Below are 25,102 nucleotides of genomic sequence, written 5' to 3'. Positions count from 1 at the left end.
GCTTGATAGCGATGGGGTCCTACCATATGCCCATCAAGCTAGAAATAAAGAATACCCCTAGAACGAAATTTTTGTGCGAATTTTTACTTTGCGGTCTGTAGCACGAACCCTGTCACTTCCCCTAAAAGGGAACCGCGATTGGCGATTTCTAAGATTCTTATTTATTTGCTGCGTTTATGGTACTAAGTGAATTGTTAAGTGCTGTTGTACACTTGTTTACATCAGGATTCGATGAACGAACTGCTGCTAATACAACATCAATTGTTCCATCAATTTTCGTCCATGTAGCGCCATCGATTTTTCGAAGCTTAGGTTCTTGTGTATCCCATTGATGTTCTAATTCATCTGCGCCTTTTTTTGCTGAAGCAAAGTCATTTTTGTTTACTACGTTTAGTATATCATTTTCGATTTTTGCAAAATCGTTTAACTGTCCAGATAATGTAGTTTGCGAGGCTTCAGATTTTGATGTTGATTTATTTGCACCTTTTAAGACACTAAGTGAATTAGTAAGTGCTGTTTTGCTTTGATTAACATCAGGTTTTGAAGACCGAACCGCTGCTAGCACAGAGTCAATTGTTCCATCAATTTTTGTCCATGTAGTGCTATCAATTTTTCGAAGCTTAGGTTCTTGTGTATCCCACTGATGTTCCAAATTATCAGCGCCTTTTTTTGCTGCTGCAAAATCGTTTTTATTTACAGCGTTTAGCATATCATTTTCAATTTTAACAAAATCGTTTAATTGCCCTGCTAATGTAGCTTGCTCTGCAGCACCTTTTGATGCAATATTATTACTGCGCCAGTTATAACCACCTATACCAACAACTAAGAAAATTACGAGTACAACAATCGTTTGTGTTAGCACATGTTTCTTATTTGCATTACTTTGGTTTGTTTCTGCTATATCACTTTTAGCATTTGTATCAATTTTTGAAACGGCAAGGAAAACGATGATCGCTAAAATAGCGATCAGAAAAATCACACTCGTAACGGTTGTCCCGAGTCCTAATCCGCCATTTACTTTTGGTTGAGATAGGTAATCTCCAATTGACGCTCCAAGCGGACGAGTTAAAATATACGCAATCCAGAAAGCTAATACTCCGTCAAGTTTCAAAAATTTATAAGCTAAGAACACAAGACCAATAATAATAACAGCGCCTATTCCTGTGTTAAGATAACCAAAACCAAGTTGTTCGGAAAATAAATCGCCGACCGCTGTTCCAAGTGCAAAGGTGAAAAGGATTGTAACCCAGTAGAAAACTTCTCTTTTTCTAGTGAAAATCGAGTGGATCGATAGTGTTTTTTCACTAAGATACCAAAATAGGAAAGTCAGTCCTAGTAGCATCGAGAAAACAGCTGTACTAACCTCAAGGGGTACGCCCATATTATCTGTCAAATTATCCGTTACCAGTGTACCAAATACACTTATAAGGACAACTGTTACCCAGTAAATGGCTGGAACATATTTGCTTGCTTTAAATTGAAAAAACAATGCAATAAAAAACACAACTCCCATAATAATGGTAGTAAGAGTTAAACCAAGTCCAATGTTGAAATTGATGAAATCAGCAAATGTTTCACCAACAGTTGTACACAAAACTTTGATGATCCAAAAGAAAATCGTTACTTGTGGCACTTTGTTAAGTGGAATTTTCATTTTATTTTGATTTTCTTGCATATATAATTTCCTTTCTTTAAAGTGGTTTCCCACAACTTAATTTTATTTCTCTCTTTAAATAAGGATACCCGTCCAAATCCAAGTTTATCATCAAGGAAGTCTGCACTGTTTCTCCCACAGTGGTTGCCATAATCTTGACGATTCCAAAAAAATGGTGTCCGTAAAGTCCCGTGCTACCAACTTGCAAGCTGCCGCCTTCGTAGATTTTTCCCTTATCATCAGTCACAGTATAGTCAAACACTGGCCAACTATCATTAGTTTCCACTTTTGAATAATCAAAGGTCAAATCAATCCTCGTTGAAAGTGAAGAAAAGTTCACTTTGTCTACTGCTAATGCATACAGATTCTCTTTCGTTAATGTTTTTATATTAGGAGTGAATTTACGAATCTTACCTTCAACCTTTGCGAGAGAAGTTACATTCAAAAAGTGTATGAGCTGTATATATTTTAGCAATAGAAAACGAAAAACATATGAGAAATAGATTAAAATCACGTGAGAAAAGCGCTTTTTCTTTGTCCCGATGTTTTTTCATTTTCCTTATAGAATCCTTATAATTGGGGCCCTACCACACCGCTCGTGACAAAGTTTGTAATTGCAGTTGTTTCCGTATCATCTATTTTGTTTTTCTCCGCTTCAATCCCTTGTATTTTATCGACAGATATTCCGTTAAAAGTATTGGAACTGATTATTTTATATGTAATAAGAACGATTTTAACGTTACTTATTATTACGCCGATTGCTTATTTGTTGCTTTGAACTATCTTTTAAATTCTGAATATATTTTATTTTATAATTTATGAAAGTGGGTATTTATCGTAAAAATCGTAGTTAGTGCGAAATAATAATCAGTGGAGAGGAATAACAAAACACGAAGTAAAGTTTCACTTTATTCCAAAGTGAAAGCCACATATAGTGTGAATTTAGTTTGGAATATTCCTTGACGGGAATATTCCTGTTTGGTTATAATTGATTCAACAGGAAGATAATATTAGTGATGATATTGATGTGTTATAACCGGAAACCATCACTTAACGAGGTGAGTGATATGTCGGGGGAAATTCCGGGTGTGAACATAGCGACGCTGAATGCTTTATCTGAACAGAATCGTATGAATATCGTTGAACTCTTACGTGACGGTCCTCTAACTGTTGGGGAAATTGCCGACCATCTAGGATTAAGGCAACCACAAACTTCGAAACACCTAAAAGTGTTAAGCGATACAGGGATTGTGGAAGTGCAGGCTGAAGCTAATCGTCGGATTTACAAGCTCCGACCTGAGCCTTTCCAAGCGCTGGATTGTTGGGTACAGTCATTTAAGCGTGTCATGGAAGAGAGATTCGATAACTTAGATGAGTATTTGAAGGAATTGCAAAACAAGGAAAAGCCTTAAGGAGGAATGAAAATGTCAAACAATACAATGGTATCGAGAGTAGAGAACGACCGAGTATTAGTACTAGAGCGCGTTTTCGATGCGCCGCGTGATCTTGTATTCAGTATGTTTAAAGAGCCAGAGCATTTGAAGCATTGGTGGGGACCAAAGGGTTGGGAAATGCCATCATGTACTGTCGATTTCCGTCCAGGAGGCGTTTGGCACTACTGCATGAAGTGTGTCGATCAGAACCTTGGGCAATTCTTTGGTATGGAATCATGGGGCAAAGGAGTCTATAAAGAGATTATTGAGCCAGAGAAAATCGTCTACACTGATTACTTTTCAGATGCTGAAGGCAATGTGAATGATTCTATGCCGTCAACTGAGATGACATTGGAATTTATCGATTTAGGTGGAAAGACCAAGTTAATAAACCGTGCTGAATATGTTAACAAAGAGGCACTTAAGAGTGTTATGGACATGGGTATGCTGCAGGGCATTACTGAAACTTGGGATCGTTTGAACGAGCGATTGGAGTCGCTGAAATAAATGATTAAATCGTAATTTTATTTTCAGTGATAATGGAATTTAATACAAATTGTAAGGGAGAGTTAAAATAAATGATTAATAATGTTGGTCAAATTATGTTGTATGTGAATAACCAAGATGAAGTGAAGGAATTTTGGACAGAAAAAGTAGGGTTTGTTGTCATTTCAGAAGAAGATAACGGTCAAGGAATGCGATGGATTGAAATTGCTCCAACGAAAGAAGCTGAAACAAGTATTATTCTCCATAATAAAGAGTTAATTGCTAAAATGCAGCCTGAGTTAAATCTTGGTACACCTTCTTTAATGTTCTTCTCAAAAGACTTCGATCGTCTATATAGCGATTTAGTAAACAAAAACGTTACGGTTGGGGAAATTGTAACTATGCCTACAGGTAGAATATTTAATTTTGCAGATAGCGAAAAGAACTATTTTGCAGTAATGGAAAAGAAGTAAATTTCAATTCAAATTATGAGTGCGATGCTTGAATAAAAGCATCGCATTTTTTATTTTTCCAATAGACATATTTCAGTAATGTAATTTTATTTTAAAGTTTCTATATAATGATAATGCAATTAAAATTGATGTGTTATAGTAACAACAAGGGGGGCTAAAAATGGAAATTATTCACGAAAGAGCAAAGTTACGGTTAATAGATAACAATGATGTCGAAACTTTGTTTTCGATTGTAGAAGGAAATCGAGATATTTGGGCGTATTTAATCTCTAAAATGGATACTGTTCAAGATATGCAGCAATATGTTCAAAAAGCGATAAAGGGCTATGGAAGGGGTACTCAAATCCCTTTCGGTGTAGTCGATCAACAGACGAATAAGATTGTAGGAAGTACACGTTTATATAATATTTCAGTAGAAGATAAGACAGTTGAGTTAGGGCAGACATGGTATCATCCAAGTGTGCAACGTACGAGTATAAATACAGAGTGTAAATATATGCTTCTGCAGTATGCTTTTGAAAAACTACATATGCTGCGGGTGCAAATTAAGACAGATGTAAGAAATGAAAAAGCACAACGAGCAATCGAAAGATTAGGTGCAGTAAAAGAGGGCGTACTGAGAAATGAAAGAAGATTGCCAAGCGGACATGTGAGAGATGCAGTTGTGTATAGTATTATCGCAAGTGAATGGCCAGTTATGAAAGCGTGTTTATTAGAAAAACTAGAGTTGTATAAAGAAAAGTTATAATTCGTGCTTTGAAAGGTATATGGCTCGTGATAGATGAAAAATATGCCTTTTTTCTTACAAAACGATTACGTCTTTTATTTACTTTTGTTTCATCATTCCATTATGAGAAAAAATTCGTTACAATGAAGTTGTATGGTAATAAACTTATGAATTACATAAACGTAATGAAAACCGCAAACGAAAAATGAATTGATAATCCTCAATTTTAAATGAAAACCCTTTTATACAAATTAAAAAAGAAAAATTCCTTCTTTTAAATAAATTCAAACAAACTGATTTGATAGATACGTTTTTTATAGAAGTATGGATGATGTACGGAGGCAATTACAAATGAAAGAAAATAAGAAGAGTAAAAGAAGACGAATCTTCCAAGTATTCTTGCTGATGATTTGTTCGATTATTTTATATGTAAGCTATGCAGCTTATGATATTTGGAGTTATCGCTTTAAAACGGATGATGATGTGAAGACGGATGCTGGTATCGTACTAGGAGCAGCTTCATGGAACGGAAAGCCATCTCCTGTATTTAAAGAAAGAATTAATCATGCGATTTCTTTATATAAAAACGGAAATATTAAAAAGATTATTTTCACAGGTGGTACAAAGTTTGAGACGGAACTTGAGGAAGCGCGAACTGCTAGATTGTATGCACTGAAAAATGGTGTGAAAGAAGAGGATATTTTAATTGAAACAGAATCTCTTTTCACTGAAGAGAATTTAAAGAATGCAAAGCAGGTTGGAATGGATAATGGAATCCAAACATATACGATTGTGAGTGATCCACTTCATATGAAACGTGCGATGAGAATTGCAAAACATATTCAAATTGAAGCGTATGCATCACCAACGCCAACGTCAGCTTATAAAACGTTAGACACAGAAATCCCATTCTTTTTTAAAGAATTATTCTCGTATCTTGGCTATGTCACCTCATTGCCATTAAAGGCATTGAAGGGAGATTAATATAAGAAAAGGACCTATCCTTAAAGAGGAACTTTTCTTATTGGTCAAAAGCATTGTATTTTTATCGGAATAGTGAAACAATAGAGAGGTAGCTTCATATAATCATAATGACAAAATGAACGGTTTATGAATCGGACATAAAGGAGATTATAATATGGCACTCTCATTTGTGGAAACAGAAGAACAGTCTTATATTATTAAGCAATTAAATGCTTTAATTCCAAAGTTTATGGAAAGAGAACCGGAGTTAAGTGAATTAGGTTCTTTTCCATATGAAAATATACGAAACTTAAAAGAAATCGGATATACGAAATTAACACTACCGAAAGAATGTGGAGGTAAGGCGATTTCCTTATACGATTTTGTATTGTATCAAGAGAAAATCGCAGAAGGCTGTGGAGCTACTGCGCTATCAATTGGATGGCATATTGGTATTGTAAAAGAATTAGCAGAAAATCGTTCTTGGAATGAAGAGATGCTTCAATGGTTTTGTGAGGAAGTACGAAATGGGGCGCTTTTTAATAGGGCCGCAACAGAGCCGAAAACAGGGAGTCCAACGCGAGGCGGAAAACCGGAAACAGTAGCGGTTCAAAACGGTGATAAGTGGATTATAAATGGAAGAAAAACTTTTACGACGATGGCACCAGTACTTGATTATTTTATCATTTCAGCAAGTATTGAAGGTCGGGATGAAATCGGGGAGTTTGTCATTCCGAAGAATACACTAGGTGTATCAATTGAAGAAACGTGGGATAGCATTGCGATGCGAGGGACTGCTAGCCACGATCTTGTTTTACAAAATGTAGAGATAGAGAATCGCTTTTTTACGGATGTAAAGGGCGGAAAAGTGAAACAAAAGAGTATTGGTTGGTTGCTACATATACCGGCATGTTATTTAGGAATCGCACAATCAGCAAGAAATTATGCAGTTCAGTTTGCGGAATCATACAAGCCAAATAGTTTAAATCATTCTATTAGTTTATTGCCGAATGTTAGAAAATTAGTTGGAGAAATAGAACTTGAGCTTATGCAAGCTCGCGTCTTTTTATATCAAATTGCCAAACAATACGACGAAGCAGAAGATAAACTGTCATTGCAAGCAGAACTAGCGGCAGTGAAATACGCAGTAACAAATGCAGCGATATCCATTGTAGATAAAGCAATGCGCATCGTAGGAGCGAAAAGTTTATCAGAAAAAAATCCACTTCATCGTTACTATTTAAACGTTAGAGCAGGATTACACAATCCGCCTATGGATGATGCAACACTGTCTCTGCTGGCGGATGCGGCGTTTCGGTCGTGATGAATAAACGTCCAAAGTAAACTATACCCTAACGAATAGACACTTTAAAAAAAGTCTATTTGTTAGGGTATTTCTTGTATAATAGGAAGAAAATTTGAATCGGAGAACATTCAAAATGACAAAAAATTATTCACTAAAAAGGAAATACAAAATCTATCGAAGAATCCTTTTTCACGCGCTTTAAAGATCAAGCGCACATAAATTATTAATAGGGATGTGTTACATAATTTGAGTACATTTGTAAATGTAGAATTAGCTATTTTTGGAGAAAAATTTAATCCGGAAGAGCTTACTAAAGAATTGAATTTGAAACCAACAATAACTTATAAAAAAGGTGACTATATTAGAGGGAACCCGTTATTTATTCGGCAAGAAACAAGCTGGAGTATTGAAACAGGCTATGAAGAATCTCTTAATGCAGAAGAGGTAGTAAATAAGTTAATTTCTATAGTAGAGCTTAAAAAAATGAAATAATTGCTCTAAAAAGTAAACACAATCTAGAATGTAAATTATATATTATTGTAAATATAGAAGATAATGATGTCCCCTCTTTACATTTGAATCAACATACTATCGGTTTTATCAATAGCATTGGGGCAGAAATTGAGGTTTGTCTCTACTTAGTGTAGGTCTAGCTGTAGAATCAAAATGTTTTGTAGTAAGAATCATATTTTGTTCTCCTTATAGTAGTATTGTATATGGAAAACACACTATTAATGATAATCGTTATAGATTAAAAAATCTTTCTTTTCATTCTTCTTTTTATAGTTTTATAGTGGAATGCTATGCTTCTTATTTCACCTACTGTATAATGAGAAAAAAGCACGAAAAGAGGTCATCTCATGCTAGAGGTTATTGCAACATGTTTAGAAGACGTGAAACGAATTGAAAGCGCTGGTGGAAATCGAATTGAATTAATTTCATCTTATACAGAAGGTGGCTTAACGCCAAGCTATGCTTTTATAAAAAAAGCGGTAGAGGCGGTACATATACCAATTCACGTTATGATTCGTCCGCATGCGAAGTCGTTCACATATACGGAAGAAGAAATTGAAATGATGAAAGAAGATATTGTAGTTGCTCAAAATCTTGGAGCTGCTGGTGTAGTATTAGGCGTATTGAACGAACAAAATGAAGTGGATGAAGAGAAACTAGCAGATTTATTATCTGTTGTAGATGGAATAAATGTAACGTATCACCGTGCGATAGATGATATAGAAAACCCAGTGGAAGCGATGGGAATTTTAAAGAAATTTAATAAAGTGAGCCACGTTTTAACTTCAGGTGGACAAGGGAATATAGTAGATAATATTCCAGTGCTTAAAGATATGCAAAAGGTAAGCGATGGTCAAATTCAACTTGTTGCAGGAAGCGGTGTAACGAAAGAGAATATAAAGAAACTACTAGATGAAACTGGAATCACGCAGGCGCATGTTGGTACAGCTGTAAGAGAAGGGAAATCATGTTTTTCTGAAATTGATCTAAAGTTAGTACAAGAATTAGTTGAAATAATAAAGTAAGTATTTAAGAAAGAGGAGAAACGATGAAGGAAAATACGAAAAGAGAATTGATCTCATGGATTAAAACGATAGGTATTACACTTACGATTGCTTTTATTGTTCGTGGGGTACTATTTACACCCTCATTAGTACAAGGTGAGTCGATGATGCCAACTTTAGAAAATAATGAGCGAGTTCTCGTGAATAAGATTGGTTATAATATAAGTGGATTAGATCGCTTTGATATTATCGTTTTCCACGGAAAAGAAGGATACGATTTAGTAAAACGAGTAATTGGTTTACCAGGTGATACAGTTGAGTATAAAAATGATGTTTTATATGTAAACGGAAAAGCGATGGAAGAGCCGTATTTAAAAGAATTTAAAGAAAAAGCAGAGGGCCGTGTATTAACCCCAGACTTTACGTTAGAACAAATTACAGGGAAAACGAAAGTACCAGAAGGCCAAGTATTTGTTTTAGGAGATAATCGTGAAGTTTCTAAAGACGGTCGTATGTTTGGGTTTATTTCAGAAGATGAAATTGTCGGAAAAGGGGAAGCTGTTTTCTGGCCGTTGAAACAAGTAAGAGCGTTATAACATGCAGAGAAAGTATGGGAGAGTTATTCTTCCATACTTTTTTATTTGAAAAAATATATTGATAGAATTTAAAGAATATTTTATAATTTTAAATTATACGCTTGTTTCGAAAAACGGAATTCAAGTTCCGGAATTCGGAACAAAAAGGAGATAGGATGAGTATAAATAAAACCGCAGTTAAGACAATGGATATTTTGGAGTTGTTTTATGAGCATGAAGAGCTAAGTTTAACAGAGATGGTTCAGCTTACAAATATGCCGAAAACATCTGTTTATCGTTTAATTGGCTCGTTAGAAGAAATGGAGTTTTTACAAAAAAGCGAGAAAGGGAGATATCGTCTAGGAGTCGTTTTTTTACGGTTTGGTCAACTTGTTTCGCAAAGATTATCAGTAAGAAATATTGCGATTCCATATATGAAAGAGCTTAGAGATAGTTTAGGGCAAGCAGTTAATTTAATTATTCAAGATGGTAATGATGCGATTTACGTTGAAAAGATGGAAGGAGTTCAGCCGGTACGTGTTTATACGGCGGTTGGAAGAAGAGCTCCTCTATATGCAGGTGCATGTCCTAGAATTTTACTATCGTATTTTTCTGAGGAAGAGAAAAGAAAGTACATAGAGGAAACAAATTTAAATCAGTTTGCAGATGGAACAATCGTGAATAAGGAGCATTTATTAGAAGTGTTACATATGGCAAAACAAGCTGGGTATACAATTAGCTATTCTGAATTAGAAAATCATACAGCAGCTATAGCAGCGCCAATTTTCGCAAATGATGGAACAGTTGTAGCAGGTATTAGTATTTCGGGTTTAGCAATTGAGTATAGCGAAAGTAACATTTCATATTTTATTGCGAAAGTGAAAGAAACCGCAAATCGCATTTCGAAAGAACTCGGCTTTTGGGCATAGAAAGAGGGAGTAGGATGAAATTTTCTGCGTTAGGGGATCAAGCAATTATTGTTACATTTGGCGAAGAAATTAGGATGGATATATATGAAAAAGTGCAGCGGTTATTTCAAGCGTTGCAACAACAACCGTTTGCAGGAATGATTGAATGCGTTCCGTCTTTTACTTCCTTAGGAGTTTACTACAATTTGTACGAAGTATGGAAAGTAAATGGTAGAAATATAAGACCCTATGATTACGTATGCCAGTACATAAATGGTTTATATAATACTTATAAAGAAGAGATGAAACGAGATGTGAAACATATTTCTATACCAGTTTGCTACGGAGGCGAATATGGGCCGGATTTAGAAGAGGTTGCACATTATCAAGGTTTGCAAGTAGAGGATGTTATTCGCATACATAGTGAAACAACATATTTTGTATATATGTTAGGTTTCACACCAGGGTTCCCGTATTTAGGCGGATTACCGAAAGAACTAGAAACACCTAGAAAAGAAACACCACGGTTACAAATTGCACCTGGTTCAGTAGGGATTGGCGGGAATCAAACAGGTATTTATCCGCTTGAAACGCCGGGCGGATGGAATATTATCGGACGAACACCAATCTCATTATTTAATCCGAAAGAAGAATCACCTACCTATATTCAAAATGGTATGTATTTACGTTTTATCCCGATAACAAAGGAAGAGTACGTATCGCTTGAGGGGGCTAAAGAATGGATGTAGAGGTTTTACATGCAGGAATGTTTACAACAGTCCAAGATTTAGGACGATTCCATTACCAACAATATGGTGTACCTGTTGGCGGTGCTATGGATAAAAATGCACTTAGACTAATCAATATGTTAGTCGGTAATGAAGAGAATGAAGCGGGATTAGAAATGACGATCATGGGACCGAAATTGTTAATAAAGAAAACGACTTTGCTTGCGATTGGCGGAGCGGATATGGAACCGCTATTGAATGGAGAACGTATCCCGTTATGGCGTCCCATTTTAGCAGAAGAAGGTAGCATGCTTTGTTTCGGAAAAGTGAAAAGTGGTTGCAGGACATATGTAACCTTTGCAGGCGGTATTCATATTGATCGTACGATGGGAAGTAAAAGTACTTACATACGTGCAGCGATTGGTGGTATGGAAGGAAGAATGCTGAAAAAAGGAGATTATTTTCAAATTGGTACAGGGGCGGACATTGCGAGTCGTTTCATTCAACATTTACACGATGAAGAGAGAGTCAAAATGAAATGGGCTATTTGTAACGACGCTTTACCAAAATATAAGAAGCATCCTATTCTTCGCGTTATAACAGATTTTGAATATGATCAGTTTACAGAAAAGAGTATAGAAACATTTTTTACGAAAGAGTATAAAGTGTCCAATTATGCTGATCGCATGGGATATCGGCTTGACGGAGAAGTTTTAAATAGAGCCGTTGAAAAAGAGATTTTATCGAGTCCTGTTACATTCGGAACCATTCAAGTTCCAAATGGCGGACAGCCTATTATATTAATGGCAGATAGACAAACGACAGGTGGCTATCCGAGAATAGGAAATGTCATTTCAGTAGATTTACCTCTTCTTGCCCAGTTGAAACCAGGGGACTATGTAACTTTTGAAAAAGTTACTATAGAAGAAGCGGAGCAATTATACATAGAGCAGGAAAAAGATATGAGTCTATTAAAGAAATTCATTGCTTTACGAAGCTGAAATTAGGAGGAAAACATCATGAAGACAATCGATTTAAATTGTGATTTAGGAGAAAGTTTTGGAGCCTATAAGATGGGGAATGACGATGAAATCCTTCCATTCGTTTCCTCTATAAACGTTGCTTGTGGTTTTCACGCTGGTGACCCGACCGTTATGAGGCAAACTGTTGAAAAGGCCTTGGACCATAACGTAGCAATAGGCGCACATCCTGGATTTCCTGATTTAATTGGATTTGGGAGAAGAAATATGAACGTTTCAGCAAGTGAAGTATACGATTATGTTTTATATCAAATCGGCGCATTAGACGGGTTTGTGAAAGTGGCTGGCGGGAAAATGCAACACGTAAAACCGCACGGCGCGTTATATAATATGGCGGCAACGAATGCAGAAATTGCAGATGCAATTGCAAAGGCAATTTCACATATAAATCCAAATCTATCACTTTACGGGTTAGCAAATAGCGAGGCGTTTATACGGGCTGCGGAAAAATATAACGTAACTCTTGTGCAAGAAGCTTTTGCGGATCGTACGTATAAGCAGGATGGAACATTAACGAGTCGTACAGAAGAAAATGCGCTTATAAAAAATGAAGACGAAGCAATAAAGCAAGTGCTTCAAATGGTGAAAGAAGGATATGTAGAAGCGGTGAACGGAGGGAAAGTAGCAGTTCAGGCACAAACAATTTGTTTACATGGTGATGGAGAGAAAGCGGTACAATTTGCGAAAAAAATATACAGAACATTCGAACTTAACGATGTTTCTATATGTGCGCCGAAATAAAAAATGAGGGGAAGTGCTAGAAATGATTAAATTAATCGGGATACTAATCGTTGCAGTTGGATTTTTATTTAGACTAAATACATTGTTAGTCGTTATGGTTGCAGGTATTGTTACTGGTATGGTTTCGGGTTTAAGCTTTTATGATGTGATCAGCATGTTCGGTAAGTTCTTCATAGAAAACAGATATATGTCTATGCCAATTATACTAACTTTACCGGTAATCGGAATTTTAGAACGTTATGGGTTAAAAGAAAGAGCAGAGGCACTTATAACGAAATCAAAAGGAGCTACAACTGGAAGAGTATTAATGTCATATTTTACGATAAGAGAATCATCAGCAGCACTAGGTCTTAATATTGGTGGTCACGCGCAAACGGTAAGACCGCTTGTTGCACCGATGGCAGAAGGAGCTGCGCAAGGTAAATATGGTAAACTTCCTGAAAAGTTAAGAGAAAAGATTAAAGCAAACGCAGCAGCTGCGGAAAATACAGCTTGGTTTTTCGGAGAAGACATTTTTATCGCAACTGGTGCGATTTTATTAATGAAAGGTTTCTTCGATTCAGTAGGTATGCATGTCGGAGTATGGGATATGGCACTTTGGGGTATTCCAACTGCAATATCCGCATTAATTGTGAGCTGGATTAGGTTTAGAAGATTGGATAAATATATAGAGAAAACAATGAAGGCAGAAGGAAAAGAAGAGAAGGAGGCAATATAATATGAACATCATAACTATGGATACAATCTATTATATATTAGGTATAATCGTTGCCTTTATCGCTGTGCGTATTGCATTTGATCGTGAACATCCAAACCGATTTGGTTCTAGCTTGTTTTGGGCATTGTTCGCAGTTACATTTTTATTTGGAAATGTAATACCTTCGTTTTACGTTGGCTGTATCGTACTCGCTATGGTCGTGTTAGCTTCATTGAATAAAGTAACAAAATCCGAGGAGAAAGAAGTAGCTGTAGAAGAGCGTGTGAAACATGCTGAGAAATTAAAGAATAAAATTTTTCTGCCTGCACTATTAATACCTATTTTTACAATTATCGGTACACTGACATTAGGGAAAATCAAATGGGGAAATGTCTCTCTTGTTGATCCAGATAAAGTAACGTTAGTTGCATTAGCATTAGGTGCATTACTCGCATTCGTTGCGGCGATGCGTATTACAAAAGCGAAAATAACAACGCCTGTTCAAGAAGGAAGTAGATTACTACAGGCTGTCGGCTGGGCTGTTATTTTACCACAAATGTTAGCAGCGCTTGGCGGTATTTTCGCAAAATCTGGCGTTGGCCAAGTCGTTTCTGATTTAGTCGGACAAGTGTTACCAACAGAGTATCCATTCGTTGCTGTTATGGCGTACTGTTTAGGAATGATGCTTTTCACAGTTGTAATGGGAAATGCTTTCGCTGCGTTTGCTGTTATTACTGGCGGAATTGGCTTGCCATTAATTGTTCAAATGCACGGCGGGAATCCGGCAATTATGGCAGCACTCGGTATGTTTGCTGGATATTGCGGAACGCTACTTACTCCAATGGCAGCAAACTTTAATATTGTTCCGGCAATGCTTTTAGAACTGAAAGATAAGAACGCTGTTATTAAGGCGCAAGTACCAATTGCTCTTTCCATTTTCATTATCAATATGTTTATCATGTACGGCTTGGTATATCGTTTCTAACTAGGAGGGCGAAACTATGAAAACAGTATTACTAACAGGATTTGATCCGTTTGGCGGAGAAAGCATCAACCCAGCTTGGGAAGTCGCAAAAAGTTTACATGAAAAAACAATTGGAGAATACAAGATTATAAGTAAACAAGTTCCAACAGTATTTCATAAATCAATAAGCGTATTAAAAGAGTATATAGAAGAACTAACGCCTGAAATGATTATATGTATCGGACAAGCTGGGGGTAGACCAGATATTACGATAGAGCGAATAGCAATTAATGTTGATGATGCAAGAATTGCTGATAATGAAGGAAATCAGCCGGTAGATGTCCCGGTTGTAGAAGAAGGACAGGCTGCGTATTGGTCGACGCTCCCAATGAAAGCAATCGTAAAAAAACTTCGCGAAGAAGGTATACCAGCTTCTGTTTCACAAACGGCAGGTACATTCGTTTGTAATCACTTATTCTATGGTCTTATGCATGAACTGCGGAAGCATGATCAAAAAATAAAAGGCGGATTTGTTCATATTCCGTTTTTACCAGAACAAGCTAGTAACTATCCAGGTCAACCGAGTATGTCACTTTCTACTATTAGTAAAGGGATAGAATTGGCAATTGAGGTAACGACGGAAGTAGAAGTAGATATTGTAGCGTGCGGGGGCGCGACGCATTAAGTAAAAAGTATGTTAATTAAAGAGGGCTGATGCAGCCCTCTTTGTGTGTTTGTATTTTGTAATTGAAGATGCGGTATAGAATATAAAGGGAAAGGTTGCAATGGGAGTATACTAACAAATATGGAATTGTTCCAAATAAAAGGCAACTTTTTAAATAGTTTCTTAATGATGTAGAATTTTCGCCTATATGAATGGATAAAAAGTTAAGTTCTGATAAACTCAAAGACATACAAAGTAATGATTTTAAAATGGTGTGATAAAAAATAACACACCATTTTTATGTAAAACAAACAGAGTGAATTTTTGCCATTAGTAAAGTAGAACTGGGGAAGAGGTAATCATCAGAATTGTTAAGTGTACTATGATTTTTCAAAACTGATAAGTTTAAATATAAGTACGGTAAGAATGCAACATTTATCTAACTTTTACAAAAAAAGAGTAACCAATTTGGCTACTCTTCACATAGAAACTTGTATTTGTTTATTTCAATAAGAGACCGTTATTGAAGTCCCTTCATGAAATTTTGGATTTTTGGTGATAATGCAAACAGTAGGATGCTAACTAAAATGGAGATAGCACCAATAACACCAAAGTAAATTGATTCTGTTGCAGGATTATACAGTTTAACAACTTGTGCATTTATTGCTTGCGCAGACGCAGTTGATAAGAACCATAAGCTCATGGTTTGCGAAGAGAAAGCAGCTGGAGCCAGCTTCGTCGTTATTGATAACCCTGAAGGAGATAAACAAACTTCTCCAATTACAATTAAAAAGAAGCTAAGGACTAACCACATAGGATTCACTAAAGATTGAGTACCGTTGATTAAAGCCGGAATAATCATAACTAAGAATGATAAACCTGCAAATAGCAATCCAATAGCGAATTTTTTTGCCGTTGAAGGCTGCTTCTTGCCTAACTTTATCCAAATCCATGCAAAAATCGGGGCAAGCGTTACGATAAAGATTGGACTTAATGATTGGAACCAAGCGGAATTCAATGTAATTCCATTAAACTGTAATTGAGTTCGTTGATCCGCGTATGTCGCTAAGATAATAGCACCTTGTTCTTGTATAGACCAAAATATTGTAGCCGCAATAAAGAGTGGTATATACGCAAGAAGACGAGATTGCTCTACTTTTGTTGTTTTAGGACTACGATACATATAAATGAAATAATAGGCAGGAATAACAATCCCTAAGATACTAATCAGGAATGTAAAACGATTTATAGTTAACAACCCAGTTGGAATTGTAACCACACCTAGCAATGCTAATACAACCAGACCAACACTGAAATACTTAATAGTCTTTTTTCTTTCCGAATCTGATAATGGATTAGGTACTTGTGTACCGATTAGACCAAGATTTTTCTGTTTTGTTCCAACAAATACCCCTAACCCAATTGCTATACCAATTGCCGCAACTCCAAAACCAAGGTGGAAATTATATTGCTGACCTAATGTTCCGACAACTAAAGGTGCAAGTAAGGCACCTAAGTTAATACCCATGTAGAATATACTGAACCCTGAGTCACGACGCGCATCTGTTTTACTGTATAAACTTCCTACGATGTTCGATATGTTAGGCTTTAACAACCCTGTTCCTAGAATTAAGAAGACCATAGAGATAAATAACGCACTTTTACTACCCGGTAAAGCTAAAATAAGATGGCCAATCATAATTAAAACGCCACCAAAGAATACGGTTTTACTTGGACCAAATAAACGATCCGATATCCATCCACCGATAATACTAGACATGAACAGTAAGGAGCCGTAAATTGCCATTATCGAGGTTGCGGTAGATTGATCAATTCCTAGTCCACCTTTTGCGACCGAATAGTACATATAATACAGCAAAATAGCTCTCATTCCGTAATAAGAAAACCTTTCCCAAAACTCAGTGAAGAATAAAGTGAATAATCCTTTTGGATGCCCAAAAAATCCTGTTTGAGGAATACTTTGAACAAGTTCGTTTTTTTCTTTCATAATGTTAATATTTCCCCTTATTAATTTTTGATATTATATAAGTATAACTTAATAGGCTAAAATTTAAAAGGTTTTCCCCAGTAGTTCATAACTACCTAAGCCCATCGATGAAGAAAAGCAGCCTTTTGGCTGCTTTCTAAATGAAGTGAAAAATCGTCATTTGCTCATTAGACACACCTTTCATTGAATCTACCTCTAAACAATCCAGAATTGATTGTGAGAGTGCTTTCCAACAAGTGTATCTTTGTGTTTCCTAGCAAGGGCGACTACATTTTTCATAACATAATCAGTTGTGAATATAAGATAAACAATTATTCTTAAAGCTAGTTTGAATTTTCGAGAGGTTTTATGCCAGTTTGCGGAATTAAAATTAAATAACTGTAGTTTAATTGAACAGTAGTTATCTTGGAAACTTTAATTACGCCCAAAAAAGTTTGGGTTAGATAATGCAACGTAGTAAGTAAACCGAATTGTACAACACCTTCTATAAACAACTGGTATAATAAGTATAGGAAAATACATAGAGGTGATTTTTGTGCAGCAATTTGAGGAAGTACGTTCGATATTAGAAAAAGCAGAGAAAATTACAGTGTTAACAGGTGCTGGTGCAAGTACAGAAAGTGGTATCCCAGATTTTCGATCATCAAATGGATTATACGCTGATGCGAATGTAGAGATGTATTTGTCGAGAGGCTATTATAATAGAAGTCCGAAAGAATTTTGGAAGCATTATAAAGAAATCTTTCAAATTAATACATTTCACCAGTATAAAGCAAATCGTGGACATCGCTTTTTAGCTGAGCTAGAAGAACAAGGGAAAGATATAGCGATTTTAACGCAAAATATTGATGGATTGCATCAAGTAGGTGGTAGTAAACATGTCATTGATTTACACGGAACACTTCAAACAGCACATTGTCCAAAGTGTAAAACGGGATATGATTTGCAGTATATGATTGATCATGAAATACCGCGCTGCGAGAAGTGTAATTTCATTTTAAATCCAGATGTTGTTTTATACGGAGATACACTGCCGCAATATCAAAATGCGATAAAACGTTTATATGAAACAGATGTACTTCTCGTAATGGGAACGTCATTAAAAGTACAGCCTGTCGCTTCATTCCCAGAAATCGCAAAGAGGGAAGTAGGAGCAACAACCATTTTAGTAAATGAAGAATTAACAGGCCAGGAATATAACTTTGATTTTGTTTTTCAAGAAAAGATTGGTGAATTTGTTGAAGGATTATCTTCAATGAAATAAGGTATCGAAAAAAACTGAGGTGCAACGTATCCACCTCAGTTTTTTTGTTTGCGTAATCGCTGTTTTAAGCCACATGAAAACATGTTGATAATGTAGTAACCACATCTCTATAATTAATAAAAAAGTGTTTGGAAAGGAAATGGTATAAACAACCAATTGTATACCACTCTTCTTTTAGAATTACATTCATGTTATTGCTTATTAAGGGAATGGTAATAAATAGGGTATAAAAACAAAAAAACTGAAAATTAAATCTTTTATTTCTTTTGTAATTAATATAAAATTCTATATATATCATATAAATAAAGTGAAACTTTAATCAGTGGGGGGGCATCCCCAGTGATTATTAGCCTTCACCAATCGGGCGTTTACGTGCAGTTAATCTCCCTCCTAACTTTTTTGCCTCAGCCGAATTTTGAGGTGGGAGTTTTACTGCACGTTAATGCGGGATAAATTTGATACATAATGATTTTTTCGTAGAAGTTAATAGAATGAAGCGAGGGAGCGAAATGAGACAGAAAAAGGAGAAAAAGAAACAACCGAAAAAGAAAAAGACCCATATTCCATTTCGGTTAAATGTACTATTTTTTATCGTCTTTCTTTTATTTTCAGCTATTATAATTCAATTAGGTAAAGTGCAAATCATTGATGGAGAAACATATCGAAATGAAGTGAATAAAAAGGAAGATGTGACGGTGAGCACTCCTGTTCCTAGAGGGAAAATGTTTGATCGGGAAGGCCAAATGATTGTAAATAATAAACCGCTACGAACTGTTACATATACGAAAATGAAAGGTGTAGATTCGAAAGAGGTTTTAACAGTAGCGAGAGAGTTAGCGAAGTTAATTGAAATGCCGCAAGAGGATATGGATAAGTTAACAGAGACTGATAAAAAAGATTTTTGGATGCAGTTAAATGAAAAGCGAGCAGCAACAAAAGTAACGAAAGAAGATGAAAATAAATTAAGAAAGCAGGAACTAGAAGGGAAAGAATTAGATAAAAAAGTAGAAGAGTTACGACGAGAAAGAATTACACAAGAAGAATTAAATGAGCTTTCAAAAGATGATATAGAAGTATTGGCCATTAAAGGTAAAATGAATGCGGGATATAAAATGACACCGCAAATCGTCAAAAAAGATGTAAGTCAAAATGAATATGCGGTGGTAAGTGAAAGATTAGCAATTTTGCCAGGAGTAGATACGACTGTGGATTGGGAACGTGAATATCCAAATGATAAAATACTTCGTTCCATCCTTGGCAGTGTTTCCAGTGAAAATGAAGGGTTGCCGAGAGAGCAATTAGACTACTATTTAGTGCGGGATTACAATCGAAATGATCGTATTGGTAAGAGTTATATCGAAAAGCAATATGAAGATGCACTTCATGGAACGAAAGAACAAATGAGAAACATTACAGATAAAACTGGAAATGTTGTTCGAACTGAAACAGTGACAAAAGGAAAAAGTGGAAATAATTTAATGTTAACAGTTGATATGGAATTGCAAAAAAAAGTAGAGGAAAGCCTTGAAAAAAATTTACGAGCGTTCCATACTTCAGAACCGATGATGGATCGTGCATTCGTTGTTATGATGAACCCGAAAAACGGTCAAATTTTATCAATGGCAGGAAAGAGAATTGTAAATAAAGACGGCGGGATGCAAATAGAAGACTATGCTTTAGGAACGATGACAAGTTCTTATGAATTAGGGTCAACTGTGAAAGGGGCTACTTTATTAGCTGGATATCAAACAGAAGCGATTAAACCGTTTACGCATTTCTTTGATGCACCAATGTATTTTAAAGGAAGTTCCAAGCCGAAAAAATCATGGAAAGACTTTGGTGATATTGATGATCTAAGAGCTTTACAAGTTTCATCGAACGTTTATATGTTTAATACAGCATTAAAAGTGGCAGGGGTAAATTATGTGCCAAACAATCCATTAGACATTAAACAAGAAGCGTTTAATAAAATGCGTTTTTATTTTAGACAATTTGGTTTAGGTGTGCCGACGGGGATTGATTTACCAAATGAATCGCTCGGCCAAATAGGTAGAACTGATAATATACCGGGCTTTTTACTTGATTATGCGATTGGACAATATGATACATATACACCGCTTCAGCTCGCTCAATATATTTCAACGATTGCAAATGGCGGTTACCGAATGAAACCACAAATTGTACAAGAAATTAGAGAGCAGCCAAACCGCCCAGAGGATGCCGGAAAAGTTATTCAATCGATTGAACCGGTTGTTTTAAATCGAGTGGATATGGACACTTCATACATTAATCATGTAAAAGAAGGATTTAGAAGAGTTTTTCAAGAAGCTGACGGAACAGGTACGGGGACATTTAAAGGATTACCGTATAAACCGGCTGGAAAAACAGGAACAGCTGAGACAGTGTATGGTGGAGAAAGTGATATTGGTAGAGATGAAAATAATAATCGGAAAAAATGTTATAATTTAACTCTAGCCGGTTATGCACCATATGATGCCGATCCGGAAGTAGCTTTTTCAGTTGTTGTACCATGGGTTAATAATGATAAATCAGGAATTAATTCCGCAATTGGTAAAGAGATTTTGGATGCGTATTTTGAATTGAAAACGAAAAGATCGGGTGGAAATCCAGTCCCGGTAGAACAGCCGAACAAGGCCCAGTAAAAAAGTATCACTGCATTGAGACATATGGTGCAGTGATATATTTTTTGAGTTAAAAGTGTTTGAATAAGGTGGGAATGGATATGAAACAGGAGATTAAAAAAGGCTGGGGGAAATACATACTCTTCGTGTTTGTTTTGGTAGTAGCCTATCATTCTTTTACTTTATGTAAAGTGGAAGGGAAATCGATGCAACCGACTTTATATGAAGAAGACTACGTATTTGTAAATAAAGCAGCAGTACATTTTTCTAACATACAGCACGGGGAAATTGTCATTATTAAAGACGAGGATGAGTCGAAATATTATGTGAAACGTGTAATTGGACTTCCTGGTGACGTAATTAACATAACGAATGGAATTGTATATGTAAATGATAAAAAGCAAGAAGAACCATACACAAACAAAGATTTATTCAATAATCCACAAGTGTTTTATAACTTCCAAAAGACAAAGATTCCACCAAATAAACTATTTGTAATGGGAGATAACCGTGAATTTAGTAGGGATAGTCGAAATGGTTTAGGATATATTGAAGAAGATAATGTGATTGGTAAGGTGGAGTTTGTGTATTATCCTTTTTCAAAAATGAAGATAATAGACTAGTGTTGTATTTTTATATTCCTCAAAAAAATAATCAATGAATAATTAGATGCTTCTATAACGGGAATGAAGTTAACGGTTAGGGAATGGAAAGGATATGATCGTATGTATAAGTACACAATTTGCTTCATTAGAAGAGGGGATAACATACTCCTCTTAAATAGAAATAAAAAGCCGAATATGGGAATGTGGAATGGTGTTGGTGGAAAAATTGAAGACAATGAAACGCCATATGAAGGAATAATTAGAGAAACGCTTGAAGAAACAGGCATAGATCTTCCAAGTGTAACGTATAAAGGGAATGTGGTTTTCAAAAATAGGGATAAGCCTCGGGATAGTGAAGGAATGTATGTATTCCTTGCTGATTTGCCAGATGGAGTACATATGAATGCACCACTAAGCATGGCTGAAGGATTATTAGAATGGAAAGAAATTGATTGGATATTAGATGGTGATAACAGAGGTGTAGTTAGCAATTTACCAAAATATTTACCAATAGTATTAACAGAAGAAAACAAGTTAGAGCATATATTCACGTATGATAACCGGAATATTATTAAATACACAACTGCACTTTTGACAGAAGATGATACGAACAAACGATATGAAAAACAACTCGTTTCTCAATAGAAAAAGACAAGTGAAAAAATCACTTTTTCACTCTAATAGATAATATATTTTATAGAGCAATCGGCAAGCATACGTCGATTGCTCTCATTATATATGTGGGGTGATTGTATGCTTCAGAAATACACTTCATTGGGCATAATCGTCATATGTACTATGTTTCTTTTTGTAGCTTGTTCTAAAAATGATAAAGAGTTCCAAAACATTCAACAAGCAGATTATCTCGTATCTTATTCAAATGCAATGAAAGATGGAGGTTACATATATGCATATGATAAGAAAGGAAATGAGATTAGTAAAATGGAAGTGGATGGCCAGGGTATGATGAGTAATGCAAAAGACGAAAAGGGGTACTACTTTTCATCAAGTAGAAATAACAAGCATTATGCAATTAATAAGACAGGTAAGGTACAAGAGATAAATAGACCTAAAGAATTACAAGATGTAAATGCAGGAGCATATTTTATACACGCAGAACAAGGATATGTATATTATGATGTGAATGTTGGATTGGTAGATGAAAAGAAGGGATATACAAGTGAACTCGTATATTGGAAAGAGAATGAAAAAAGGCAAGAAAGTGTAGAACTGAAGGGAACGATTCAAGGAGCGCATGTTATTGAAAATAACATATACGCATTTTCACAAACGTTAGATCAAGTATTTATTTCAGAAATAGATTTAAATACAAATGAAAAAACAAACGAATTTGAAATTCCTAATGAAAACGTGTATTTCGCATCAACTACTCAAAAGGTAATTTTTCAAAAGTATAAGGATAAATTATTACTGGCACTAAGTGACAATGTAAATCAAAAGTTACCATCTAAATTAATGATGATAAACCCGAAAACTAAAGTAGTAGAAAAAGAAACGATATTAGATGAAAAGCAATTTATCCCTGTTCTAGTTCAGGTGAGTGATAATAAGGTGTATATTTTAGATCAGGACGAAAAAGTGAAAGAGTTAGATGAGAACTTGAATATCATACGTACATACTCACTGCAAAGTGATAAAAATACAAAAATCATAAGAGAAGATAAAGGGATATATGATATACAAGTACAGGAGAATAAAATATATATCCTATACAAAGATATGAATTCGAAGAGTAAAACGAAACAACTTGTAGCTGAAATTGAAGGGTATGATCTATTAACAGGAGCCAGCATGGAAAAGACTGTATTACAATTAGAAAAGAAGTGGGAAGATATTACTTTTCTTATGGTGAAAGAGTAAATAGAAATCTAAGAGAAAATGTTTGAAGGGGGAACTCAAATTATGGTATTTAAAAACGAGGAAGAACTAAATAAAGCTTTCGAGGCAGCTAAAGCGAGTCTAGAAATAGAAGGCATGACTGTTACAAAAGAAATGGAAAAAGTTATAAAAGAAAAGGTAGCCGGAAAGATAACACACGAGCAACTTATTGTATTAGCGGATGCTATTGCAAGGCGTAAATGACCAAATTTACTGTTATATGCTTCTTATTTATAATAGAAATCTTGAGAAAAAAGAGATGGCATATCCATCTCTTTTTTGTTTGCGTGTGCTACATTGTTAGTTACGAATCGCTTTAATCATAAATCGATGTTGCTTCACATCAAAATATCCTTTTTGCAAGATCCTTTCATGTATACGATATAATTCCTCAAAATACTTTTCTACAGTAAAATCAGGAATTTGCCATGGAATCGCTTTTAAATAATAGACGATGGCGCCAATGTCATAAAAACGTTGGAAAGGGAACTCTTCTTTTGCTTCTAAAATAGTAAATCCATTTCCCTCTAACTCACTACATGCAGTTTCGAGTGACCAACTTGCAAATTCGCTATTTAGCGGTGTATCAAACTGTTCGTTAAGTTCAGCGCAATCAAGACCGCCAACTTGCTGTGTAAGAAATATCCCATTAGGAGAAAGTATTCTATTTACCTCAGAAGCAGCGTAGGATTCATGTTGATTCACAATTAAATCAAATTGACCATTTTGAAATGGTAAAGTAGTATCATCGGTCACCTCTATAACAGTAACCCCTAAAGGCTCCAATTTCTTTCGAGCGATTGGCACGTTCGGAGCGTAGCCCTCAGTAGCGAATATAGTTGATGGGAACGGTTGTAACATAGACAAAAACTCTCCGCCTCCAGTACCCATATCTAGCGTGGATTTTGCACGCTGCATAAGCTGGAAAGTGGTACTACCGTACGACCAGGATAAAAGTTCGCTATTCATTCGGCCAGTTTTTGAAATGAAAGAAAAATCCCAGCCACTAAAGTTTGTATTTGCGCTTTCTAATAAAGTTAGAAATAATGGATCCCGTTTCATAATTTTGTCCTCCTATTTTGTAAATGAATGATATGAAGAGGAAAGAAAGAAGGAGGACCTCTTATTGAAATGAAGCGGTTTTACGTTTCGTGTTTGAATAGATTCATATAAGTTTGCTCCTTGTGAGAATGGTTATTTATATATTCGGGATTTTCGAGTGAAATTCCTTTGAAATATAAAGGGAAGGTAGATATTTAATGAAGAATTAGATTGAGTTTACAGACAAAGAGGACAATCGAATTTGGGAAAGGGTATATAGTGAGCTAGAGTTTTCTCCAAGTGTTTCTACATTTCCATCATTTCAGCTGCCAAGTCCTTTTGTAACATATAATATTTCTCATTACTTCGGAGAATCGGTAGATTTAGATGTATATGATGAACTTGAAGAGAAAGTACTACAAGTCTTTAAAGAAAATACAGCATCAAATGAATATATTATGGCATTAGATTGGCAACATGAATGCTATTGGGTAAATCCACACTTAGAGTTTGAAAGAAATGAATTTGATGAGTGGATCATACCAATCATTCCGAATGGAGATTACTATTTCTTTATTCATAAGGACTTTAAGTGGGGGTATTTAGGCCATCCTTGGGAGAAGAGCATAACCATATTTGGTAGGGAACTAATAGAGAGTTTTGAACGAAATAAGCCAAAAATGTTTCAAAATGTTTTAAGGCAGGGATAATGTTTGAAAGAGAAAAAACGCTTATACTTCATTTTTGAAGTATAAGCGTTTTTGTTT

25 protein-coding genes and 3 pseudogenes are annotated in these 25,102 nt (G+C 35.5%); 24 read left to right on the top strand and 4 right to left on the bottom strand.

Annotated features, from left to right (window positions below):
• Positions 1–157 precede the first annotated feature (157 nt).
• Positions 158–1,675: a COG4705 family protein gene (locus COI75_RS26360; RefSeq protein WP_001157391.1), complete on the bottom strand. Its 1,518-nt coding sequence runs from the start codon at positions 1,673–1,675 to the stop codon at positions 158–160.
• 151 nt (positions 1,676–1,826) lie between these two features.
• Positions 1,827–2,084: pseudogene (locus COI75_RS27735) on the bottom strand (DUF5643 domain-containing protein); the annotation flags it as partial.
• A gap of 156 nt (positions 2,085–2,240) precedes the next feature.
• Here COI75_RS27735 and COI75_RS26350 point away from each other — a divergent pair.
• From COI75_RS26350 to pcp, 17 genes and pseudogenes are all read left to right on the top strand, one after another.
• A pseudogene (locus COI75_RS26350) lies at positions 2,241–2,432 on the top strand (YjiH family protein); the annotation flags it as partial.
• 289 nt (positions 2,433–2,721) lie between these two features.
• Positions 2,722–3,066, top strand: coding sequence for an ArsR/SmtB family transcription factor (locus COI75_RS26345; RefSeq protein ID WP_002095541.1), 345 nt, complete (start codon positions 2,722–2,724; stop codon positions 3,064–3,066).
• A 12-nt stretch (positions 3,067–3,078) separates the two neighbouring features.
• Positions 3,079–3,594: an SRPBCC domain-containing protein gene (locus tag COI75_RS26340; protein ID WP_000069877.1), complete on the top strand. Its 516-nt coding sequence runs from the start codon at positions 3,079–3,081 to the stop codon at positions 3,592–3,594.
• Positions 3,595–3,665: 71 nt separating this feature from the next.
• On the top strand, positions 3,666–4,046 hold the full coding sequence (locus COI75_RS26335; protein WP_000609552.1) for a VOC family protein: 381 nt from the start codon (positions 3,666–3,668) through the stop codon (positions 4,044–4,046).
• 160 nt (positions 4,047–4,206) lie between these two features.
• Positions 4,207–4,794 carry a GNAT family N-acetyltransferase gene (locus tag COI75_RS26330; protein ID WP_000402566.1) on the top strand — a complete coding sequence of 196 codons (588 nt, stop codon included), beginning with the start codon at positions 4,207–4,209 and terminating at the stop codon, positions 4,792–4,794.
• Between the two features lie 330 nt (positions 4,795–5,124).
• Positions 5,125–5,757, top strand: coding sequence for a YdcF family protein (locus tag COI75_RS26325; RefSeq protein ID WP_000662235.1), 633 nt, complete (start codon positions 5,125–5,127; stop codon positions 5,755–5,757).
• Positions 5,758–5,911: 154 nt separating this feature from the next.
• The gene (locus COI75_RS26320) at positions 5,912–7,060 is read left to right on the top strand and encodes an acyl-CoA dehydrogenase family protein (RefSeq protein WP_001218376.1); all 1,149 of its coding nucleotides are present in this window, start codon (positions 5,912–5,914) and stop codon (positions 7,058–7,060) included.
• Between the two features lie 216 nt (positions 7,061–7,276).
• A pseudogene (locus tag COI75_RS27570) lies at positions 7,277–7,689 on the top strand (DUF4279 domain-containing protein).
• Between the two features lie 213 nt (positions 7,690–7,902).
• Positions 7,903–8,580, top strand: coding sequence for a copper homeostasis protein CutC (locus COI75_RS26310; protein ID WP_000895123.1), 678 nt, complete (start codon positions 7,903–7,905; stop codon positions 8,578–8,580).
• A 23-nt stretch (positions 8,581–8,603) separates the two neighbouring features.
• Complete coding sequence (gene lepB / locus COI75_RS26305; RefSeq protein ID WP_000662509.1) at positions 8,604–9,155, top strand: signal peptidase I; 552 nt, start codon at positions 8,604–8,606, stop codon at positions 9,153–9,155.
• 155 nt (positions 9,156–9,310) lie between these two features.
• Positions 9,311–10,063, top strand: coding sequence for an IclR family transcriptional regulator (locus COI75_RS26300; protein WP_000026371.1), 753 nt, complete (start codon positions 9,311–9,313; stop codon positions 10,061–10,063).
• A gap of 14 nt (positions 10,064–10,077) precedes the next feature.
• The gene (pxpB, locus tag COI75_RS26295; protein ID WP_000672286.1) at positions 10,078–10,791 is read left to right on the top strand and encodes a 5-oxoprolinase subunit PxpB; all 714 of its coding nucleotides are present in this window, start codon (positions 10,078–10,080) and stop codon (positions 10,789–10,791) included.
• Positions 10,782–11,771, top strand: a complete 990-nt coding sequence (locus COI75_RS26290) for a biotin-dependent carboxyltransferase family protein (RefSeq protein WP_000382204.1) — start codon at positions 10,782–10,784, stop codon at positions 11,769–11,771. The genes pxpB and COI75_RS26290 overlap by 10 nt, the downstream gene beginning before the upstream one ends.
• Before the next feature lie 18 nt (positions 11,772–11,789).
• A complete protein-coding gene (pxpA, locus tag COI75_RS26285) occupies positions 11,790–12,551 on the top strand; it encodes a 5-oxoprolinase subunit PxpA (protein WP_000848281.1) in 762 nt (253 codons plus the stop codon).
• Positions 12,552–12,573: 22 nt separating this feature from the next.
• Complete coding sequence (locus tag COI75_RS26280) at positions 12,574–13,269, top strand: DUF969 domain-containing protein (protein WP_000593382.1); 696 nt, start codon at positions 12,574–12,576, stop codon at positions 13,267–13,269.
• 1 nt (position 13,270) lies between these two features.
• Entirely contained in the window at positions 13,271–14,233 is a 963-nt protein-coding gene (locus tag COI75_RS26275; protein WP_098380675.1) for a DUF979 domain-containing protein, read from the top strand.
• A gap of 16 nt (positions 14,234–14,249) precedes the next feature.
• On the top strand, positions 14,250–14,897 hold the full coding sequence (pcp, locus tag COI75_RS26270; RefSeq protein WP_000859740.1) for a pyroglutamyl-peptidase I: 648 nt from the start codon (positions 14,250–14,252) through the stop codon (positions 14,895–14,897).
• Positions 14,898–15,396: 499 nt separating this feature from the next.
• On the opposite strand, the gene COI75_RS26265 is transcribed toward pcp, so the two are convergent.
• Entirely contained in the window at positions 15,397–16,884 is a 1,488-nt protein-coding gene (locus tag COI75_RS26265; RefSeq protein ID WP_000660286.1) for a peptide MFS transporter, read from the bottom strand.
• A 535-nt stretch (positions 16,885–17,419) separates the two neighbouring features.
• Here COI75_RS26265 and COI75_RS26260 point away from each other — a divergent pair.
• From COI75_RS26260 to COI75_RS26235, 6 genes are all read left to right on the top strand, one after another.
• Positions 17,420–18,148, top strand: coding sequence for an NAD-dependent protein deacylase (locus tag COI75_RS26260; RefSeq protein WP_001183785.1), 729 nt, complete (start codon positions 17,420–17,422; stop codon positions 18,146–18,148).
• 491 nt (positions 18,149–18,639) lie between these two features.
• Positions 18,640–20,811, top strand: coding sequence for a peptidoglycan D,D-transpeptidase FtsI family protein (locus COI75_RS26255; RefSeq protein WP_000820319.1), 2,172 nt, complete (start codon positions 18,640–18,642; stop codon positions 20,809–20,811).
• An 80-nt stretch (positions 20,812–20,891) separates the two neighbouring features.
• Entirely contained in the window at positions 20,892–21,413 is a 522-nt protein-coding gene (gene lepB, locus COI75_RS26250; protein WP_000806871.1) for a signal peptidase I, read from the top strand.
• Positions 21,414–21,515: 102 nt separating this feature from the next.
• Positions 21,516–22,040: an NUDIX hydrolase gene (locus tag COI75_RS26245; protein WP_000280195.1), complete on the top strand. Its 525-nt coding sequence runs from the start codon at positions 21,516–21,518 to the stop codon at positions 22,038–22,040.
• Between the two features lie 108 nt (positions 22,041–22,148).
• Positions 22,149–23,276, top strand: coding sequence for a hypothetical protein (locus COI75_RS26240; protein ID WP_000939658.1), 1,128 nt, complete (start codon positions 22,149–22,151; stop codon positions 23,274–23,276).
• Positions 23,277–23,318: 42 nt separating this feature from the next.
• Complete coding sequence (locus tag COI75_RS26235; RefSeq protein WP_000231414.1) at positions 23,319–23,498, top strand: antitoxin VbhA family protein; 180 nt, start codon at positions 23,319–23,321, stop codon at positions 23,496–23,498.
• A 96-nt stretch (positions 23,499–23,594) separates the two neighbouring features.
• Here the strand turns inward: COI75_RS26235 and COI75_RS26230 are convergent, their stop codons facing one another.
• Positions 23,595–24,356, bottom strand: a complete 762-nt coding sequence (locus tag COI75_RS26230) for a class I SAM-dependent methyltransferase (RefSeq protein WP_000817604.1) — start codon at positions 24,354–24,356, stop codon at positions 23,595–23,597.
• Between the two features lie 209 nt (positions 24,357–24,565).
• Here COI75_RS26230 and COI75_RS26225 point away from each other — a divergent pair, with 209 nt between their 5' ends.
• A complete protein-coding gene (locus COI75_RS26225) occupies positions 24,566–25,045 on the top strand; it encodes a DUF2716 domain-containing protein (RefSeq protein ID WP_232288631.1) in 480 nt (159 codons plus the stop codon).
• The last annotated feature ends 57 nt before the right edge of the window (positions 25,046–25,102 follow it).

The organism is Bacillus cereus, from assembly GCF_002564555.1.
Taxonomy (GTDB): domain Bacteria; phylum Bacillota; class Bacilli; order Bacillales; family Bacillaceae_G; genus Bacillus_A; species Bacillus_A cereus_K.
The sequence above is the reverse complement of the archived record's forward strand: the minus strand, read 5'-3'. Positions and strand labels throughout refer to the sequence as shown.

Excerpts from the sequence above, each read along its gene's own strand:
- COI75_RS26275 (WP_098380675.1), top strand. The coding sequence starts at position 13,271 with ATGAACATCATAACTATGGATACAATCTATTATATATTAGGTATAATC.
- COI75_RS26360 (WP_001157391.1), bottom strand. The coding sequence starts at position 1,675 with ATGCAAGAAAATCAAAATAAAATGAAAATTCCACTTAACAAAGTGCCA.
- COI75_RS26265 (WP_000660286.1), bottom strand. The coding sequence starts at position 16,884 with ATGAAAGAAAAAAACGAACTTGTTCAAAGTATTCCTCAAACAGGATTT.
- COI75_RS26230 (WP_000817604.1), bottom strand. The coding sequence starts at position 24,356 with ATGAAACGGGATCCATTATTTCTAACTTTATTAGAAAGCGCAAATACA.
- COI75_RS26320 (WP_001218376.1), top strand. The coding sequence starts at position 5,912 with ATGGCACTCTCATTTGTGGAAACAGAAGAACAGTCTTATATTATTAAG.
- COI75_RS26330 (WP_000402566.1), top strand. The coding sequence starts at position 4,207 with ATGGAAATTATTCACGAAAGAGCAAAGTTACGGTTAATAGATAACAAT.
- COI75_RS26340 (WP_000069877.1), top strand. The coding sequence starts at position 3,079 with ATGTCAAACAATACAATGGTATCGAGAGTAGAGAACGACCGAGTATTA.
- COI75_RS26280 (WP_000593382.1), top strand. The coding sequence starts at position 12,574 with ATGATTAAATTAATCGGGATACTAATCGTTGCAGTTGGATTTTTATTT.
- COI75_RS26235 (WP_000231414.1), top strand. The coding sequence starts at position 23,319 with ATGGTATTTAAAAACGAGGAAGAACTAAATAAAGCTTTCGAGGCAGCT.
- COI75_RS26240 (WP_000939658.1), top strand. The coding sequence starts at position 22,149 with ATGCTTCAGAAATACACTTCATTGGGCATAATCGTCATATGTACTATG.
- lepB (WP_000662509.1), top strand. The coding sequence starts at position 8,604 with ATGAAGGAAAATACGAAAAGAGAATTGATCTCATGGATTAAAACGATA.
- COI75_RS26345 (WP_002095541.1), top strand. The coding sequence starts at position 2,722 with ATGTCGGGGGAAATTCCGGGTGTGAACATAGCGACGCTGAATGCTTTA.
- COI75_RS26255 (WP_000820319.1), top strand. The coding sequence starts at position 18,640 with ATGAAGCGAGGGAGCGAAATGAGACAGAAAAAGGAGAAAAAGAAACAA.
- pxpA (WP_000848281.1), top strand. The coding sequence starts at position 11,790 with ATGAAGACAATCGATTTAAATTGTGATTTAGGAGAAAGTTTTGGAGCC.
- lepB (WP_000806871.1), top strand. The coding sequence starts at position 20,892 with ATGAAACAGGAGATTAAAAAAGGCTGGGGGAAATACATACTCTTCGTG.
- pcp (WP_000859740.1), top strand. The coding sequence starts at position 14,250 with ATGAAAACAGTATTACTAACAGGATTTGATCCGTTTGGCGGAGAAAGC.
- COI75_RS26290 (WP_000382204.1), top strand. The coding sequence starts at position 10,782 with ATGGATGTAGAGGTTTTACATGCAGGAATGTTTACAACAGTCCAAGAT.
- COI75_RS26300 (WP_000026371.1), top strand. The coding sequence starts at position 9,311 with ATGAGTATAAATAAAACCGCAGTTAAGACAATGGATATTTTGGAGTTG.
- COI75_RS26310 (WP_000895123.1), top strand. The coding sequence starts at position 7,903 with ATGCTAGAGGTTATTGCAACATGTTTAGAAGACGTGAAACGAATTGAA.
- COI75_RS26325 (WP_000662235.1), top strand. The coding sequence starts at position 5,125 with ATGAAAGAAAATAAGAAGAGTAAAAGAAGACGAATCTTCCAAGTATTC.
- COI75_RS26245 (WP_000280195.1), top strand. The coding sequence starts at position 21,516 with ATGTATAAGTACACAATTTGCTTCATTAGAAGAGGGGATAACATACTC.
- pxpB (WP_000672286.1), top strand. The coding sequence starts at position 10,078 with ATGAAATTTTCTGCGTTAGGGGATCAAGCAATTATTGTTACATTTGGC.
- COI75_RS26335 (WP_000609552.1), top strand. The coding sequence starts at position 3,666 with ATGATTAATAATGTTGGTCAAATTATGTTGTATGTGAATAACCAAGAT.